The sequence below is a fragment of the Mycoplasma sp. 2704 genome, assembly GCF_034863285.1.
GTDB lineage: Bacteria > Bacillota_I > Bacilli_A > Mycoplasmatales > Metamycoplasmataceae > Mycoplasmopsis.
The window spans coordinates 1-21,021 of record NZ_JAYFFD010000001.1; the positions used below are offsets into that span (position 1 = coordinate 1).

Here is a 21,021-nt window from a genome sequence, read left to right on the forward strand (position 1 = left end):
ACCTTTAAGCGCAGGAGTTACAACTCCACTTGCTTTACTTACAACAGTAAGTGCATCTGCAAATAATGAACCCCGTGAAGTGAGTTTATCACCAACAGGTAGATGAGATGAGGGTATTCAAAATTGAACAGGTAGAGAGAATATAGGAACATTCCATCCAAGTCAGACAGATTATGTATGAGAAGATTGTGATGAATATGGAACATACTATTATAAACATTGATCATGGAGTCACATAAAAGAGTTTCCTGAGTCCAAAGTAAGAGAATCTATGCAAATAGATAAAGTCGTAAATGAAGATGGCACAATTGATTGGACACTTCAGTATTTTAAACCTTTTGGTTTCGTAGAAATAGAAGGTATTGATAGTGAACAAAAAGCATATTTTGCTTTCTTTCTTACTAAAGACATACAATTAAGTTCACCTGTCGAAATTAAGAGATTCGAAAAAGATGGTTCTGATAGACTAATCACTAGTTCAGTTACGTTACAACCAGGACAAGAATTATCTTCAAGTCAATTAAAACAAGTTGGTCTTGGTGGTTCTTGACATCACTATGGTACAAATGATGAGCTAACTAGATCTTCACTGGCTAAAGTTGAGTGATATAACCTTCAGAATAAACCAAGCGATAGTTCTAATCATGTGCAAAATCTTCTATTTTCGACATGAAATAGAAACGATATTAATGATCCAGGTGGTAAATTTATTGATGGTAAGAAAACATCAATTAGAGATTTTACTTACGATTATGAATTTCAAACTGCCGGATGAGATCATTCAAAATATGAGATTAAATTTAAAACAGCACCTATTCCAGGTGCACAAAAAGGTTATTTTTCAGGAGTTATGACATCTGAAAGATCACGGCAAGATGATGGTACGTACTCTAGAGTTCTTTTAAATGGTGTTAGAAAGAAAGAAACAAAGAAATTTGAAAGATATCCTGTTATTGTAGAACAAGTGTTTGAGGATATTTATGACACTACAAATATACCTGCAACCAATTCAACATTAACAAAGACTATTACATCTCCAGTGGATTGATCATATAAAACATTCACTAAAGATGTTCAAATTCCTGCGCAAAGATTAACTCCAACATCAGGTAATGCATCTTATACAGTGAAAAATGAATATTTAATAAATGATATTATTCCTGCTAGTTTAAATGGACTTTCAAATGAGCAGAAAGCGAACTCTATTTCATTTAATCCTACTGCAATACCTGGATTTGATATTGTTTCAACAAATAAGAATGTATATAGAAAAAAACTTAATAATTCATTTCTAGAAGATGTTGTAGTAGTGCAAACTGTATACAGAAAAAAAGCTGATAAAACAAAACTTGAAGAAGAAATTAATTATTCGAAAGGTGATTTCTTTAATCAGCATCCATATCTTGATGCAGATGATGATTTAAAAAATGCTTACAATGCAGCTTTAACAGCAGCTAAAAAAGTATTTGAAAATAATAGTGCAAGACAACCTCAAGTTAACACAGCATATCAAAGTTTAAATCAAGCAAGATTGAAATTAAATGGAAAGATAAACTTCGATAATTTCAAAGAGAAAGCCAGAAGAGTTCTTTTTGAAAGTGATCCTACTTGAGTAGAAAGAGAAACTACTGTATCATTAATACCTCTAAATAAATTATTGACACTTGAAAGAGATGAAGCTTGAAATTTAATTAGTAATGCAAAAAGTATTTCAGATGCTACTCCTATTCGAACTTGAGCAGAAGAGCTTAATGATTTAAGAAAAGAATTAGAGCTATCTAAGGATATTAAAGAAAACCCGGATAATAATAATCATAGTAATTACACAGAAGCTACAACAGGTGCAAAAGAACCGAGTGATAATAAAAAAGATAATTTTGATGAAGCGATCAAAGTTGCTGAAAATTTAAAAGATATTTCAACCTACTCATCACAATCTATTAATACAATTAAATCTGCTAAAGATGCATTAGTAGAAACTCGTAAAGCACTTAACGGATTTGATAATGTGAATGCTGCTAAAGCTGCTGCTCAACAAACTATTAATTCACTTCCAAACTTGAGTGGAACAGAAAAAAATAATGCTAATAATGAAGTTAAAAGTCAATCTACAATTGCTGGCGTTAATGATAAATTATTTGAAGCACAAAAACTTGATGCTAAAAACAAAATTGTTCAATTAAGTAACTTGACAAATACTCAAAGAGATGCTGCTAAACGTTTAATTGACTCAAAATCATCTAAAGATCAAATTGATGCCATTGTTAATAATGCAACAACTGTTAATAATGAAGTTCCAAAACTTACCGCTGCTAAAGAGATTAAATCAAATAATGAAATAAGATATACAGAAGCATCAACAACTCCAAATAAATCAAACTTTAATAATGCTATTTCAGCATTAAATGATTTAACTACATATACAGACTTTGAAACAGCATATCCAGACTTACAAACTAAGTTAACTAATTTATCAAGTGCAACAGCTAATCTTGATGGAGTTACAAATTTAAATACAGCTAAATCAAATGCTATTACTGCAGTTAAAGGTTTAAATTTAAGTGACACACAAAAAGATGAAGCTGAAAAACAAATTAATCAACAAACAACAATTAATTCAGTTAATGCAGTAAAAACAAATGTTGAAGGTTTATCAAATGCTAGAGCTAAATATGATGAAGCTCTTGCAAAAAAAGCTAAACCAAACTATATTGAAGCAACACCGAATCCAAATAAATCAAACTTCGATAATGCATTTGAAGCTCTTAATGGAGTAAAAGATAATACAAACTTTACTACTCCAACCAGTGATTTAAGCACTTTAGTTTCAAATATGACTACTGCTATTAATGATTTAAATGGAGATACAAATTTATCTACATCTAAAACAAAAGCTTTAATTGAAATTGGCAAATTGACTTCCTTATCACCATCTCAAATAGAACTTGCTAAAAATCAAGTAAATGAGAAAGATACAAACTCAAGTGCTAAAGTTGATAAAATTGTTTCAAATGCAAGAAAATTAAATGCTGCACGTGAACAACTACAAATTGCTAATGACGATCATCTTAATCAACCTAACCATACAGAAGCCTCAACAACACCAACAAATAAAAAAGCTGCTTTTGAATCAGCAAGAAATGCTGTTGATGCTATAAAAGATACAAGTGACTTTAAAACTGCTATTCCGAATATTGATAGATTAACTACTAATTTACAAAATGCTATTAGAAATCTAGATGGAATTACAAACTTAAATAATGCAAAAACAGCTGCTAAAAATACTATTGATGGATTTAGCTCTGACACGTGAACTTCAACACAAAAACAAACTGCTAAAAATGAAATTGATTCACAAAATACAATTGCTGGTGTTAATGATAAATTATTAGAAGTACAAAAACAATATGCTTTTGATCAAATTGATAATTTAGCAAACTTATCAAAAGAACAAAAACTTAAAGCAAAAGAATTAATTAGTTCAAAATCAACAAATGATGAATTTAAAGATTTAGTAGCAGCATATAAATTAGTCAATAGTGCTGTTGCTATTCTTAATGATGCTAAAACAGCAAAGAATTCACCTAAATATACAGAAGCTTCAACAACACCAACAAACCTAAAAACAGCTTTTGATACATCATTAGGCAAAATAAATGCTTACAACTTAGAAACAGAGACAAACTTTGAATCACTTGTAAACAAAACAACACAAAGTCAATTTAATGCATCTGCAATTGACCTTAAGAGAAAAACAACTGCTCTTGATGGGGATAAAAACTTAGCAAAAGCTAAAGAGAATGCTATCAGAGATATCCAGTCATATACTAAATTAGATGAACAATCACAAAGAGATCTTGCAATAGCTACTGTACAAAAAGACGCGACAAACACAATTGCTAAAGTGCAATCAATTAGAGATAATGCTAAAAAACTTAATGCTGCTTTAGCTGCGTTAGAAACTGCAAATGCTCAATGACAAACACCAAACCATTTACAAGCAGATACAGCCAGAAAAGAAGCATATGAAACTGCTAGAGGAAAAGTAGATGCAATTAAATCACAAAATAATTTCGAATATGAAACACCAAATATCCAATCATTAACAAGTGATTTAAATACTAAAACTGCTGCTCTTAACGGAAATGATAGATTAAGAAAAGCTAGAGAAGCTGCTATTGCTAAAATCAATGATGCTACTCAAACACCTCATTTATTAGAGGTTCAAAAAACAAAAGCTATTGAAGCTATTAATAATGCGCAAACTCTTGCATTAATAGATTCTATTTCATCAAATGTAAGAGATTTAAATAATGCTATTGGTCAGCTTAAGAATAATGAAGCTGTTAAACAAACAGATGATTACAAACAATCTGAAGATGGTTCACAAAGAAACTTTGATTCAGTTGTTGAAGAATTACAATCTTGAAAATCAGTAACAGAGTTTACACAACCAACTCCTAACTTATCTACAGATTTACAAAGATTACAAACTGCAAGAGAAGCTCTTAATGGAGATGAAAGATTAAAAACTGCAAAACAAGAAGCTCTTGCTGCTATTGATACTGCATCACACTTAACTAAAGAACAAATTACAGCTGCAAGAAATGCCGTTAATGGTTCAAATGTAGTTGCAACAATTGATGCTATTAAAGCAAATGTAAAAAATCTTGACGCTGCTAAAGCTCAATTAGAAAGAGCATTAGAAACAGAAAAAACTACAAACTATAAACAAGCTTCAAACGATAAAAAGCAGCCATTTATTAATGCTAAAAATGCAGTTAACAACATTAAAGATCAAACAGAATTTACTCAACCAGTTGATGCTCAATTAGCTAAAAACTTAGAAAAAGCTATTGCAGATCTTAATGGTCAAGGTAGATTAACCACAGCTCAAATAAAAGCTAAAGCTGTTATTGAAGGAATGTCTAATTTATCAAACGCTCAAAAAACAGCTGCTAAAGCCGCTGTTGATGCTGCAGATAGTCTTGGCTCAATCGAATCAATTAAAAACAATGCTTCTAAATTAAATGATGCTTTAGGTGTTTTAAAAGATGCTATTGCAACAGAAACTACACCAAACTACACACAAGCTTCAAATCAACAAGCATTTGATGATGCTAAAAAAGCAGTTGCTGCATATAGCAATCACACTGACTTTAACAATCCAATTTCAAATATTGATAATTTAAAACAAGCATTGACTAATGCTAAAGGTGCTCTTGATGGAGAAGAAAGACTTAGAACTGAGAGAGCAAAAGCTAAATCTATTATTGATAATTTACAAAACATAACACCAACTCAAGTAACAGCTGCCAACAAGTTAGTTGCAAATTCAAATGATTTAGAACAAATAAAAGCTATTTCTAAAAATGCTCAAGATATTGATTCAGCTTTAGCACAAGCTAAAGAAGATGCTAAAGTTAAACAACAAGTTAAATATACAGAAGCAGAAGGAAGTTTAAAAACTGCATTTGACAATGCACTTGATAAAGTTACTGATTTAAAACAAAAAGTTGACTTCCAAAATGCAGATGAACAGTTAACAACTAAATTAGCAAACTTAACTAATGCTAAAAATGCTCTTAATGGAGAAACAGAACTTCAAAGTAAAAAAGATGCTGCTAAAGCTGAAATTGATAAGTTATCTCCATTAGATGAAGAAATCAAAAACAAAATTAAAGACCAAATTCAAAAAGCTGCAAATTCACAAGTTGTAGAAAGCATTAAAAATAATGCTAACAACTTAAATGAATTAGCACAAAAACTTAAAGAAGCTAAAGAAATTATTAATTCTCCAAAATACACACAATCAACACCTGAGGAACAACAACAATTCAATGATGCTAAAAAAGCAATTGAAAATGCTATTGCTGCAAAATCAGATGGAACAGAGCTAGTTGATAATAAACAAGAATTAATTAATAATTTAAATAACGCAAAAGATAATTTATCTGGAGCAAGCAAATTAAAAAATGCTCAAGATGCTGCTATTAGAGAAATTGAAAACTTACAATACTTATCACAAACTCAAAAAGATAAAGCAAAACAATCAGTAAATGCTGCTACAACAGTTCAAGAAACAAAAGACATTGCTACAAACGCAACAAATGTTGACGCTGCTATCCAACAAGTTCAAAGATTTAATGATGTTAAATCAAAACCACAATTCACAGAAGCATCAACAACACCTACAGATAAAAAACAAGCTGCTCAAACAGCGTTTGACAACTTAGCAGGTGTAAAAACAGTATCAGACTTTACAACAAGTCCTATTGCTGACATCACAGAGAAAACAGAAACTCTTAATAACGCAATCAACTCACTTGATGGTAACAAAAACTTAGATGATGCAAAAGCTGCTGCTAAAGCTGAAATCGAAGAATTAGAAAACTTATCAGATACACAAAAACAAGCTGCTAAAGCTGAAGTTGAGAAAAAACAAACAATTGCTGACGTTCAAGCAACTCTTGAAAATGCTAAAAAATTAAATGCTGCTAAAGGAGCACTAAACACAGCAAATGAAGTTGAAAAAACAAAAGCATACATTGATGCTTCAAAAACTGCTAAAGATGCATTTGATGCTGCAAAAGACAAAGTTAATGCAATTAAAGATGTTGAAGACTTCTCGCAACCTATTGCAAACATCGACACATTAACATCTAGCTTAAATAATGCAATCAGCAACTTAGATGGAGCTAGAAACTTAAAAGAAGCTCAGGATGATGCTATTGCTAAGATTGATGCTTTAACAAACTTAACAACAGATCAAAAAAACGCTGCTAAGGATGCAATCAGAAACGTTACAACTAAAGATCAAGTAGCTAACGTGCTTTCAAATGCTCAAAAAATTGATAAAGCTATCGCTAAATCAAATGAAGCTGCTGATAAACAAAACACACCAGCTTATGTAGAAGCTTCAGATGAACCAAAAGAAAACTTTAACAAAGCTAAAGATGCACTTGATGCAATCAAGAACACAACAAACTTTGAAGTATTAAGTGATGATCCTGATGCACTTATTAGTGCTTTAGATGCTAAATCTAAATTACTTGATGGTTTAGCTAACTTAGCGACAGCAAAAGAAGAAGCTAAGAAAACAGTTGATGGACTTGAAGGATTATCTCAAGGTCAAAAAGATTTAATTAATGCTGCTATTGAAGATGAATCAACAAATTCAAGACAATTAATTGATCAAATCCTTGATAATGCTGCTAAATTAAAAGAATTAGTTGATGCATTAGATGCTGCTAAAACAAAACAAGCAACTCCTGATTACACAGAAGCTGACGAAGATAAACAAACTGCATTTACTAATGCTAAAGACGCTATTAAAGATGCTGTTGCAAGCTTTACAAATCCAAAGCAACCAATTGCTAACGCAGATAGCTTATTATCAGATATGACATCAGCAACTGACAAATTAAATGGAGATGATAAATTAGCTACAGCTAAAATTGAAGCAGTTAAAGAAATTGATAAATTAAACAACCTATCAAAAGCTCAAAAAGACGCTGCTAAAGATTTAATTAAATCTGAAGACACAAATACACTTGCAAAAGCACAAGACACTGTTAATAATGCAAAATTATTAAACAATGCATTAGCTACACTTAAATCAGCTAACGAAAAATTAGATAAAGTGGATTACACACAAGCTTCAGATGCTGCTAAAGATGCATTTGATAAAGCTAAAGACGCTGTAAATGCAATCAAAGATACAATGAACTTTGAAAACAAAGTACAAGACATTGAATTATTAACAAGCAAATTAGCAAATGCTATTAGTAACCTTGATGGTAAAGATAGATTAGCTAAAGCTAAAGAAAAAGCTAATAAAGATATTGATGCATTACAAAACATCTCAGAAACACAAAAAGATGCTGCTAAAGCTAAAGTTGAAAAACAAAACACAATTGACAATGTAAATAACATTGTTTCAAATACAAAAGCAGTTGACGCTGCTCTAGAAACAATTAAAGAGATTGTCCCAGTTAAGGAAAAAGTTCAATTCAAAGAAGCTGATGCAGACAAACAAAATGCATTAACTACTGCATTAAATAATTTAATTTCGTTAGAAAACAAAGAAGACTTTGAGAACGCTGTAGAAAACTTACAAGATAAAGTGCAAACTCTTAAAAATGCTCATAAAGCATTAAACGGAGATTCAAACTTAGCAAAAGCTAAAGCAGATGCTATTGCTGCTATTGATAAGTTAAGTTACTTATCAGAAACACAAAAAGATGCTGCTAAAGCTGATATTAATGCTAAAGAAGCTGTTGCAGATGTAAATAACATTGTAAACAATGCTACTTTAATGAATAATGCTAAAGAAGCTCTAGATAAAGCTTCTAAAGCACAAAAAACACTTGCTTACACAGAAGCTTCAGAACAACCAAAAGCTAACTTTGATGCAGCTAAAGCTAATGTAGAAGCAATTAAAGATATTACTAACTTTAATGAGCCAGTAGATAATATCGTTGATTTAACAAATAAATTAAACAATGCAACTGCTGCTCTTGATGGAAGCGCAAGCTTAGATGCCGCTAAAGAAGAAGCTCTTAAAGAAGTTGCTAAACTTTCATACTTATCAGATGAAGCAAATTCATCAGATTCAGAAAAATTCAAAGTTTCTGAAGCTATTAAAAACGCTACAGATGCTGAATCATTAGCAAAAGCTATTGAGGATGCTAAAGCTTTAAACAAAGCTAACTACGATAAAAAAGTAGATGAATTAAACGATTTAACAAACCAATACTTACAAAGTACATATGGAACAGATGCTTCAAACAAACATAGAGAAAATGTTGTTAAAGCAATTAATGAATTTAATTCAAAAGCATTCTCAGATGCAAATGGAGAAGCTGCTATTGCTAAAGCTCAAAACTTACTTGATTTAGTTGATTCAATCACAACAAACAAATCAAGAAATAACTTTGAAGCATTAGCTGACGCTTCAGACCTTGCTAATATCGATACTTTAGCAAACGCTGTAATTAAACACAATTACTTTGAAACATCTACAAAAGCTAAGAAAAAACTTAACTCAACAGACCTTAAAAATATTAAACAATTAGTTTCTAAGGCTGGAGATATTCAAGGATTAAACGTACTTACAACAGCTATTACTAAAGCATTAAAAGACAACTCACCAATGGTGATTTGAGCATACATTATAGCTGCTTCAGTAGCAACTTGATTAATTGGTATGTTAATCTTTGTATTCGGTAGAAAGAAATAAGAAGTTAATTATCAATTAATAAACAATCAAAATTAATCAGTACTAGATAAAAATAGTGCTGATTTTTTTGTATTTTTTAAAAACCAAAAAATTTCATAAATGTAAAGCCACCCCAACAACATTGAGTTGTTATTATGTCTAATTAATCCTTCTGTCCACTTTTAGTGACCCTGTTTATTTCTTTTATTTAGAATTTTCACAAGAAGCAACAAATGCCACAGGAATTAACGTCATACCTGAAATTGATACAATTTTCAAAAAGTTTTAATTTTTTCATAATTCTACAAATAATATATAATGAATCTATATATATATATATATATATATATTACAGAATAGTTATATATATAGAATAGGAGATATGTATGAAAAATAAAGCATTAAAAAGAAGTCTTTTAATTGTGCCTGCATCAGCACCATTAATAGGACTTGTTTTGACTCTTTCAGCAAATCATTCAAAACAAGATGTGAATGTTGCAATTAATAATGATAATTATGTGTTTGATAAAGTTAATTCTAATATTTCAGATGATATTTGAACAGGTTATGATAATTATAGTAATGGCACAGTTCATAGGTGATACAACTCTTTAGACGCGAATGGAGTAACTAATTTAAGCCAAACTGGAAATAATAAGCTTAAATGAAGTGCAACTGGTGATGCATGGTATAGATTATTTGATGCTTCAACTCCAGGTTTACCATCAAATATTAATCAAACCAATTGAAACGGTGAGGGTTTTGCTAATGAAATTGGTAATATGTATTCTTGAGAAAGAGATGGTGCTTCATCATCATTACCTGAAAACACTGGTTCTTGATGAAATGGAAATGGATATAATCCATTAACTAATACTAAAAAAGTTAAAGTTGGTGTTAACTTAACTAATGCTGATACAAATAATGACTTTTTTACTGCTGGGATTTACTTTTCAGATGATATTAGATTAGTTGGTGATATCAAAATTCACTTATTTGTTAAAGAAGATAGTAGCAGTGTTAATATTGATCAAACTGAAGGTAAATTAACTACATATACTATAAATATCAATGATGATCCAAAAGCTAATATTGACACAATGGAAATAAGTCCATGAATAGGTAAAACGCAACAAGTAACTGGCACAGGGAAATCAGTTAGTACAACTATAAACGGTAAGTCAAAAACGGCTTACATTAGTGACTATGCCTATTTACCATATTATGATCATATTCCTGATGAGTACGAAAATAATATGTCAGATGCAAATAGAAATCAAAGAAACTGATGAAAAAACACTAGACAACAAGGAAGCAATGAACTTTATGATGTTTTAATTAGAGGTTATACTCCACAAGCAGTAAGAAATTATAATTTTACTTTCACAACCAATAAATTTAATCAAGTTGCTTTTGGTTTATTTCAACACTCAATAATTAGGGATAAGACTCCTATTATTACTAAAAATAATATAACTCAAAATCAAGGGGGATTATTTGTTTTTAGAGTTAATACAAGTACATCACATAATGAAATTGTTGCAGGAGCTGTAGTTGAATTAGAAATGAAACCATTCAATAATTCAACTGAACCTTTTAATCAATTATATGCTGGTAATACTGGTTCAACCACTGAAAAGAAAACATATTTTGGAGTTTCGGAATATAGAAATTTAAATAGTAGAGATGATTACAAGGTTATTGGTGGATTTATTAAAATGGCTGATCGGAAACAGTCATATTTAAAGAAATTTAATACTGAAGAAAAAATTCAAAATGATCTTGAATTTTACAATAAAGCAACTGATGGAATTCCACAAGCTAATTTATCTATTTCTGAAAATTGAAATAGTGCTTTTGCATACAATATAGATAAAAATGGTGTTTCTTATGACAACAAAAATGTAATTAGAACAAGAAATATTTATCAAGATTATAAAAAATACAATAACTTGGATAATTTACGTTTAAATGCTTCTTTTGCTCCAGGTACAGATACCAAAAAATGAAGAATGATTAATAAAACCTCAACCGCTTCTGCATCAACTACTTTTGGAAGAGAATATCTTGATTTTGCACCGATTGAATACACATTTACAGATTTAGAATATCTCAAAAGATATATTCAATCTAAAAAATGATTAACTAAAGGTGAAAAAGATGCTTTAACTAGATATGTTGAAGCCGATACTTCTTTTAATGTTGATAATGAATTTACAAATGAAACAGCTAAAAATAGTTGAAAAGATAAAATAGATAAAATTGATGATTTACAAAAATCAATAGAAGAAAAATATAAAGAGGTTCGTGAATACCCACTTAATACTCAAATCTATGATAGAAATTGAAATACAATTGCCACAAACAAAATGCTTTATGCTTTAGCTGATATCGAAGTTAAAAAAGCTTTAGAAGATTTTATCAACACAAATTCTAGCATTATTAAACTGAAATCTGATGAATATAATAATGATGCAAAAGCACAAGATAGAAATAATTCAAGTAAATATAGTACATTAGAATCATTTGATTTTTTAAGTCGAATTTTACAAACAATTAAAAAAGTTTTAGGAGATAGACTTGATGCAATTCTAACTTCTGGTAAAAATAATTTAAATTCTCTATATAGCAAATTGAATGATTATGAAATTACAAAAGCTAATTCTCAAACTTATTTAACAAATAATACAAGAGCAACTAATTTGTTAACTAATAATCTTATTCAAAATGTTATTGATAATTTAACAACTGCAGAAGAAGTCAAAACTTTTAACTCAACAACATCAAAGCCTTACGAATCTAATATTAAGAATGTTTTAGATACTATTGCAAATTTAAATTCTCTTGTAACAGAAAAAAATAATTTAAAAACTCAAATTTTAGAGCAACAAAAACCTCAAAATGATTTTAAAAATTATGCTGTTTTTACAAAATCAACCAATTCTATTAATTTAAATTCTTTTGATACTTTTGATGCAAATTTAAAAGATGCAAATAATAAGACAATTCCAAACATTTTTGAATCCACTAGCACGTTGACAACTTTTTACACTAATGGAAAAAATACTTTACAACAAAATTGAATCGATAAATTAACTGGTGATGAACTTAATGGGGCTGTTGAAGAATTTAAAAAAGAAATCAACAATTTTACTTTCTTAAATGGTAATGATACCAGTGGTGAAAAATTCTATATCATTAATTCTCTAGAAGGAAAATTGGGATGACAAGGTCCTTTTGCCTATAATGCTCAAACTAAAACTTTAGCAATTAATGCAAATTATTATTCAACTATTAATGATGAAATGCAACTTGCATTTGATATGGCAATAGACAATGCCAAAAATCAAATTAATAGTCTTACTTATTTAAGTCAAGATGAAAAAGATAATGTTAAAAGATTAATTGGACAAGCTCAATTGTATAAAGATACTTATGTAGCTAATGAAGACTATTCTGATAAAGTTCTAATCGGTTCAGATAAAAATATCAAAACTATTGTAGATAAATGAACTGATATTAATAATGAACGTGAAAAAATTAAAGATTATAGTGCTACTTTTGGTTATCCAGATAAAAACATTAAACCTTCAACTGCAGATCAAAATTTAATTACTACTGATAACATTAACCCTAATAATCAAGGGGTAGAAACTAAAATTATTGGTATTCAAGCTGATGATAATGACGGTACTTTAGTAGTTACTTATAAAATTCTTAAATCAAGTGATAAAGACAACATCTATACAGAAAATAAAACTTATAAAATTACTGGTTTTAGTGATGAACAATCAAGAATTGAAACTTTAAGCGCTACTCCAGAATATAAAGAGGTAAATAAAAAACCTAATATCCAAGCCTCAACTGTGGAAAAAGCAAATAATGCAAATGTTGATATTGTTTGACAGTTGCCAACCAATACAAAAATTTATGCAAATAGTGTTAGATATCTTGGTTATAACGATATAACTGGAAAAATTAAAATTGCATATAAATTGCAATCTACTAAAGATGTTAATGCAATTTCAGCAGAAAAGACTGCAGAAATAACTGGTTTTCAAAATGAGGTAACTAGATTAAATAATTTAGTAAATCAAGATTCAAATACAAATAAAATTACTAATATTACAATTGTTTCTAATCCAATTAAACGTGCTTCAGATTCAACATTAAATACTGATTATAATGTTGGTTTAATTGATTCTAAATTTGCTAATACTAATAAAATCAGTTTAACAAATGTGAATCAAACTTCGACTGATGATGCTTCTGGTTCAGTTACTTATACATATAAATTTAAGACTACAAGATTAGCCAGTGATCTTGTAACAATTGAAGGGCAAACTGTAAATAATAACAATATTTATAGTAATGTAACTAATCCTCAAACTAGAGATGGTTTCTTAACTCAAGCTCAATATGAACAAAATCAAAAAGATGCAAAGAAAAAAGCAATTGACAATTATAAATATTTAAATGACGCACAAAAAAACGCAATTAAAGAAGCAATCCAAAATGCTTCAATTGATCAATTAGACCAAAAAGTTGCTAATGCAAGTGATTTAAATGATGCAATGAAAGCTTACAACGATGCAACTAATAATATCGAAACAATTAAAAAAGGTAGAGATTATACTCAAGCAGATAATAAGAGTGCTTTAGATGATGCAGTAAATCAACAAAAAACTGATGTTGATAAAACTCAAGGATCTAATTTATCATTAGAAGAAGTTAAAAAGAGAACTAAAGCAATTCAAGATGCAATTAGTAATTTAAACGGTGATGAGAGATTAAAAGCTGCTAAAGATAAAGCAATTGCTAAAGTTAATTCCGATTATTCATCATTAACTGATAAACAAAAAGAAAAAGCAATTGCTTTAATTAATGCTAAAGATACCATTGCAGATGTTAACAGTCAAGATGCAACTAATAATGCATTAAATTCATCAATGGAAACACTGCGTGATTTTATTACAAATCAAAATACTGTTGTAACAAATAATAATTATATTTACACAACAAATGATTTAAGAGCTGCTTATGATGGTAATCCTGCTAAAAATAATGGTCAAAAAGGTGGCGCAATCAAAAAAGCAGAAGATTTATTAACTGCTTTAAATACTGGAAATAATTCTGACTTGATGAATAAAACTAATGTTGACTCAATGAATACTGAAATTCAAAATGCAATTAATAATTTAAATGGTCAACAACGTTATAATGATGAATTAACTAGATTAAATTCATTAGAAACTGCAACTGCCAAAGTTAAAGATAATTCACAAAATACTAAAACTGCTAGTGAAATTACTAAAGATGATGTTGAATTTAACAATTCTACAATCCCTGCAGATGTTAAACCAGTTGATTGAGTTATTTCAAATCCAAATGAATTAACAGGTAAATTAGACTTAAGTTACAAATATCAATCAACTAAAGAAAATCTTGAAAGTGTTCAATCAATTAAAACTTATACATTAAATAACAATAATGCCTTAAGCACTTTAACTGAACAAGAAAGAGTGGACGCTATTTTAGATGATTCAAACATTTCATTTACTATTAATGAAAATGATACTAACGCAATTGATAGAAATCAATTGCCAAGTGAAGTTGCTAAAGAAGCTATTAAAGGCTTTAACAATCCAGCAAATTTAGATGTTGAAGGTTATTTAAATAGTATTGAATTATTACCAAACAATGATAATGGTACATTAGATATAACATTCAAAATTGCTTCAACCAAAGCAATATTGAATTCAAATAATGATCCACAAAACCCAGCAGTTGTTTCAACTAACACAAGAACAATTACTTTAACAGGCTTTAAAACAACTTTACAAGCTGAAAAAGAAAAAGTTGCCCAATACATTAATAACAACGTTCCTGAACCAAAAAAACAAGCTTTATTAGATGAATTAACAAAAGCTAATACTCTTGATGAAGTGGCTAAAGTTCAAGTTAAAGCAGAAATTGAAAAAGCTATTGCTGATGCATCAAATAATTACCCTTATTTAAATAACAATCAATTAGATGCTTATAAATCAGATTTAAAATCAGCTACTTCAACTGAAGCAATTCAAGCTCATAGCACAACAGCAAGCACATTAAATGCTAAAATGAAAGAATTAAGTGATGCTGTTAAAGCTGAATTAACCGCTTTAACTAAAAAAACAGTTGAAGATGATCAAAACAATGATGCTAAAACAGCTATTGTTTATACTTTAGCAGATGCTGATAAAAAACAAGCTTATGATAACGCTTTATCAGCAGCTCAAGAAATACTTAATAAAGCTAATGGTGCCAACTCAGAATTAAGTGCTGTTGAAACAGTATTAAGCAATTTACAAACTGCTTACGGTGAGTTGAATGGTGATGAAAACCAAAATGCATTAAACGAAAGAATTGATGCTTTAAACAATTTAACTTCTGAACAAGAACAAGCTCTCAAAGATAAAATTGATGGAGCAGCTAATAAAGAAGAAGCAAACAAAATTATTGAAGCAGCTAAAAACTTAGATAAAGCTATTGGTGATCTTAAAGCTAAAATAGCTGAAGCTGAAGGTAAAAAAGACAAACTTGAATATACAGATGATACAACAGGTAACCAAGCTAAATTTGACAAAGCAATTCAAGATGCTAAAAAAGCCTTAAAAGGCTATCAAGCAGCTGATTTAAGTAATTTAAACAAAGATCAAATTGCTGAAAAAACCGGTGAAATTAACACTCAAACGTCAACCTTAAATGATGCAATTGATGCCTTAGATGGTTATAGAAACAAATTCAAAGAAGACCTTAATAATTGAGAATTATTAGATGCTAGTCAAATTAAAGCTTTACAAGACAAAGTTGATAATTTACAAAAACAACCAACACAAGAAGAAAAATCAAGCATCATTCAAGAAGGATTAAGTTTAAGTAAAACCAATGCGTCAAACAAAATTAATAATGATAATTATGCAAATCTTTCAAGCGAAGAAATTACTGAATTATTAGGAAAAGTTAATAGTGCCGAACTTGATGAAACTCAAGGTCACAAATATGACGCTGCTGTTAAAGCGATAATTCAAGAAGCTGAACAATTAAATCAAAATAAACAAGCAGCTATTAATGCAATCAATGATTTAAGTGATTTAACCCTAAATCAAAAAGCCGTATTTGAAAATCAAGTTAAAACATTGCCAACATCACAAGCTTCAACTGTTCAAGAAACTGCTACAGCTTTAAATACTGCCATTTTAGAAGCTAAGAACGTTGTAAAAGAACAAATTCAAAAATTAGCAAAAGATGACAAATTAACCTATGAAACAGCTAAATCAGCAAATAAAGTTGCTGACAAATATAGATTAGCAGATGCTGCTTTAAAAGAAACTTACGATGAAAAATTACAGGCTTTAAATGATTTAATTGTTAAAGATAATGCTTCAAAAACAGAAATTGATAATGCTAAAACAGAATTAATTTCTGCTTATAATGCACTTAATGGTGAAGAAAACAAAAACAAAAAAGCTAAAGCAGTTGATAAACTTGATAATTTATCAAAAGATCAAAAAGATAAAATTAAAGACTTATTAAATAATGCTACTGATGAAGAAGCTGCACAAAAAATCTTAGAAAAAGCTCAAAAATTAAACTTAGATCTTGGTGACTTAGAAAAACAAATTACTTCTACAGAAGCTAAAGTTGCAACAAGTATTTACACCAACGATGCGCAAGACAGAAAAGAAGCTGTTGATCAAGCCTTGGAAAATGCTAAAAATAAATTAGCAGAATTAAAAGCTAAAGATTTAAGCAATGCAACTGCTGATTCATTAAATGGTTTAGCTAATGAAGCAAATCAAAGTAAAGAAGCCTTAAAAACTGCTGATGAAGCACTTGATGGAAATAGAGAAGTATTAAGAAATGACATTAATAATCATTTCCCAAGTCTAAACGAAAACCAAAAAGGCTTATTGATAGCTGAAATTGAAAAATTATCAAAAGTTCCAACACAAGAAGAAACACAAGCCATTTATGATAAGGCTCTTAAATATGCACAAACCAATGCCAAAGATGAATTAGCCAAACTGGATAATTTAACTAAAGCTGAAAAAGATACATATATTGCTAAAATTGATGCTGCCACATTAGATAAGACAAATGAAGATTTTGCTATTAATGTTAAAAATCTTTTAGATCAAGCTAAAGCTGATGAAACAGCTAAAGCTCAAGCTATTGAAACAATTGATAATTTAACTAACTTGAATCCAGCTCAAAAATCATCCTTAACTGAAGAAATCAAAAATAACAAAGCAAGTGAAGCTAATAATATTGTTAAAAAAGCTAAAGCAATTGATGACAAAATGAAGGCTTACAAAGATATTGCCGAAGTTGATAAAACAAGTGTTGATTATGTTGAAGCTGACGAAGATCGTCAAGTTAAATATAATAATCAAGAAGCAATTAGAACTGAAGATTTAGGTGATAATGGAACTAATTTAAGTGTTGAGCAAATTGATGCTAAAATCACTGAACTAAATAATGCAATCAATGGATTAAACGGTGATGAAAAAGTTGCTCAAGCTAAAGAAAATGCTATTGCTAAAATTAATGGTGAAAACCCAATTTATAATAATTTAACTGATCAACAAAAAGTAGAAGCAATTGCTAAAATTAATGAAAAAGATAGAGTTGCCGATGTAAATAGTGTTGATGCAAATAATGCATTAGTTAATGGTACAATGGCTACACTTGATCAATACTTAAACAACGAAACTAAGATTAAAAACGATATTAATTACACAGGTTCAGAAGAAGATTTAAGAAAAGCATATGACGATGCTATTCAAGCCTTAAAAGACTATGAAACAGCTTTAAACGAACCAAGTAATGACACAAAAAACATCTTAAGCAATGACAAGATTGAAGAAAAAATCAATGCGGTTCATGAAGCAATTAATAACTTAAATGGTAAAGAACACATTAAAACAGTTAGAGCTGAAGAAATTGCTAAAATTAATGCTTTAGAAAACATTAATGATGCTCAAAAATTAGCCTTAATTGCTAAAGTTGATAAAGCTACAACTCCTGAAGATGTTAGAGCTGTAACTGAAGAAGCAGCAGCATTAGATGAAAAAATGGTTGAACTTAAACAAGCAGTCGCTGACAATCAAGACACACCTAATAGTGTTGATTACAAAAATGCAACTGAAGAAAAAATGCGTGAATTTGATAAAGCATTTAATAATGCAAGCAATTTAGCTGATAAAGAAAATGGAAGCGCTGAATTAAGTATTGACAACATAGATTCATTAATTGAAAAATTGAATGTTGCCGCTCAAAACCTTGACGGTGATGAAAAAATCAATAACAAAAAAGCTGAAGCAAGAAACTTAATCAATGGTCTTGAACATCTTAATGATGCTCAAAAAGCAGCTTTAATTAAAGAAGTTGATAAAGCTAAATTGTTAGCTAATGTTGACAAAGTGGTTGATAAGGCTCAAACATTAAACAATGCTATGGGTCAATTAAAAGAAACTGCTAAGGCAATTAATGATGAATTAACTCAACCAGATAATCCTAAATATGTCGCAGCTTCTCAAGAACCAAAAGCCAACTATGATGAAGCTAAAGCTAAAGTTGACGAATTAATCAGTAATCAAGGTTCAAATGAGGACGTTGCTAAAGTATTAGAATTAGAAAAAGCATTAATTGATGCTAAAAATGCTCTTGATGGAGATAAAAACTTTGAATATGCTAAAGCAAAAGCAATTGAAAAAGTTAATAAAAATAACAACTTGACTCCTGCTGAAAAACAAGCTTTAATAGATCAAATTAAAGACTTAGCTATTCCTTCTAATTCAGATAATGCTGATGAAGTTCAAAACTTCAAAGACAATTTAGATAAAATTGTTAATAAAACAAACTTAATTAATAATGTTAAAAACAATGCTAATTTAACACCTGAACAAAAAGCTGATTTAATCAACGATATTGAAAAAGCTAATGTTGATGATAAATTAAACAGCGAAGTTAACAAAAATTCATATAGTGATACATTAAACAACATCAAAGCTAAAGAAAAAGCTTATGAAAGAATTAACGCTACTGATGACTTACAATTAAACGCTGAAGATAAAGCAAAATTAAGTGATAATATCAGTCAATTAGACCCTAGAGATAAAACATTTGCTGATCAATTAACTAATGAAGAACTTAAAGAAAATAAAATTAAAGAAATCAGAAGCAATCCTAACTTAACTGATAATCAAAAATCACAATTAATTGATGAAGTTGCTAATTTAGACAATAAACAATCTGATTTGGTTGATCAAATCGCTAAAATTGATCAAAAAGCTAAACTAATTGAAAAAATTCAAACTAATGAACACATTAGCGATGAAGACAAAAGCAAATTAGTAAATGAAGTAATTAATGTGCCTCATGATAACAGTAAATTAACTGATAAATTAAATAACATTGAATCTAAATTGAATTTAATTGACCAAATTAAACAAAACACCAATTTAGATGAAAATAATAAAGAAGCTTTAATTGATCAAGTTCATAACTTAGCAAAAGATTCAGATAATTTTGCTACTGAAGCAGATAATATTTCAGCTAAAGTTAAAGCAATTGAACAAATTAAAGCAAATGATGAGTTAACTAAAGGAAATAAAGCAAATCTAGTTGATGAAATTATTAACTTAGATAACAATCAAACCAAATCAAGTCTTGATTATCAAATTAGTAATGTCGATAAAAAAGCAAAACTTTACGAACAAATTAACCAATCAGACTTGCCACAATCTCAAAAAGACGCATTAATTGCTGAATTAGACCCAATTAATGCTAATAGCGAAAATGCTTCAGTAAGCTTTGACAACATCAAAGATCAATTAAATAAATTAAGCAAAATTAATAATGATCAAACTTTAAGTGACAATGATAAAGCTAAATTAGTTGAAGATGTTTTAGCTAACAATCCAACTGAACAAAACTACAATGAAATAACTAAAAACATTAACAAAAAACAAGAAGCAATTGATCAAATTAGACAAAATCCAAACTTGACACAAGAACAAAAAGATTCAATTTCTCAAAACATTAGAGAATTAGATGAAACAAGCGAAGAATTTACTAATAAATTAGACAATGAAAAAGCTAGATTAGACTTAATTGATCAATTACATCAAGAAGCTAAAGATAACAAAATTTCTGATGAAACCAGAGATAAATTAATTAGCGAAACACTGAATTTAGTTAATGATTCAAGCTTTATAAATAACTTAAATAACGTTAAAGTTAAAGACAAATTAATTCAACAAGTTAAAGCGAGCGACGTGCTTAATGACAAAACCAAAGCAACATTAATCAATAACATTTTAGATAATAATGCTACAAGCGAAGAATTTGATAATAAACATAATCAAATTACTCAATTATATGTTGATGCTGAAGAATTAGCTAAAGCTAAAAATGATTTAGTGGATTTAACCGAATCTAAGAAATTTGAAAAATTAACTAAATATCAAAAAGATGCAATTAATAAAGCAATTGCTGATTCAGATGAAATTTTAAATAATCTTAACTCTCATAACAACGAAGATGTAGTTAAACAAACAACTATTGATAAAAAAATAAAAGAAATATCGCCAATCTTAATCTGACCATACTTTGTAGCTACTTCAGTAGCAACTTGATTAATTGGTATGTTAATCTTTATATTCGGTAGAAAGAAAAAATAAGAAGTTAATTAGCAATTAATAAACAATCAAAATCAATCAGTACTAGATAAAAATAGTGCTGATTTTTTTGTATTT

The 21,021-nt window shown here is 29.1% G+C and carries 2 protein-coding genes; both read left to right on the plus strand.

Features of this window, described 5'->3' with window-relative positions:
- Positions 1 to 79 precede the first annotated feature (79 nt).
- The gene (locus tag VBM90_RS00005) at positions 80 to 9,241 is read left to right on the plus strand and encodes a hypothetical protein (RefSeq protein ID WP_323176367.1); all 9,162 of its coding nucleotides are present in this window, start codon (positions 80 to 82) and stop codon (positions 9,239 to 9,241) included.
- Positions 9,242 to 9,606: 365 nt separating this feature from the next.
- Positions 9,607 to 20,946 (plus strand): lipoprotein 17-related variable surface protein, encoded by an 11,340-nt coding sequence (locus VBM90_RS00010; protein ID WP_323176368.1) that lies wholly within the window; start codon positions 9,607 to 9,609, stop codon positions 20,944 to 20,946.
- Positions 20,947 to 21,021: the final 75 nt, after the last annotated feature.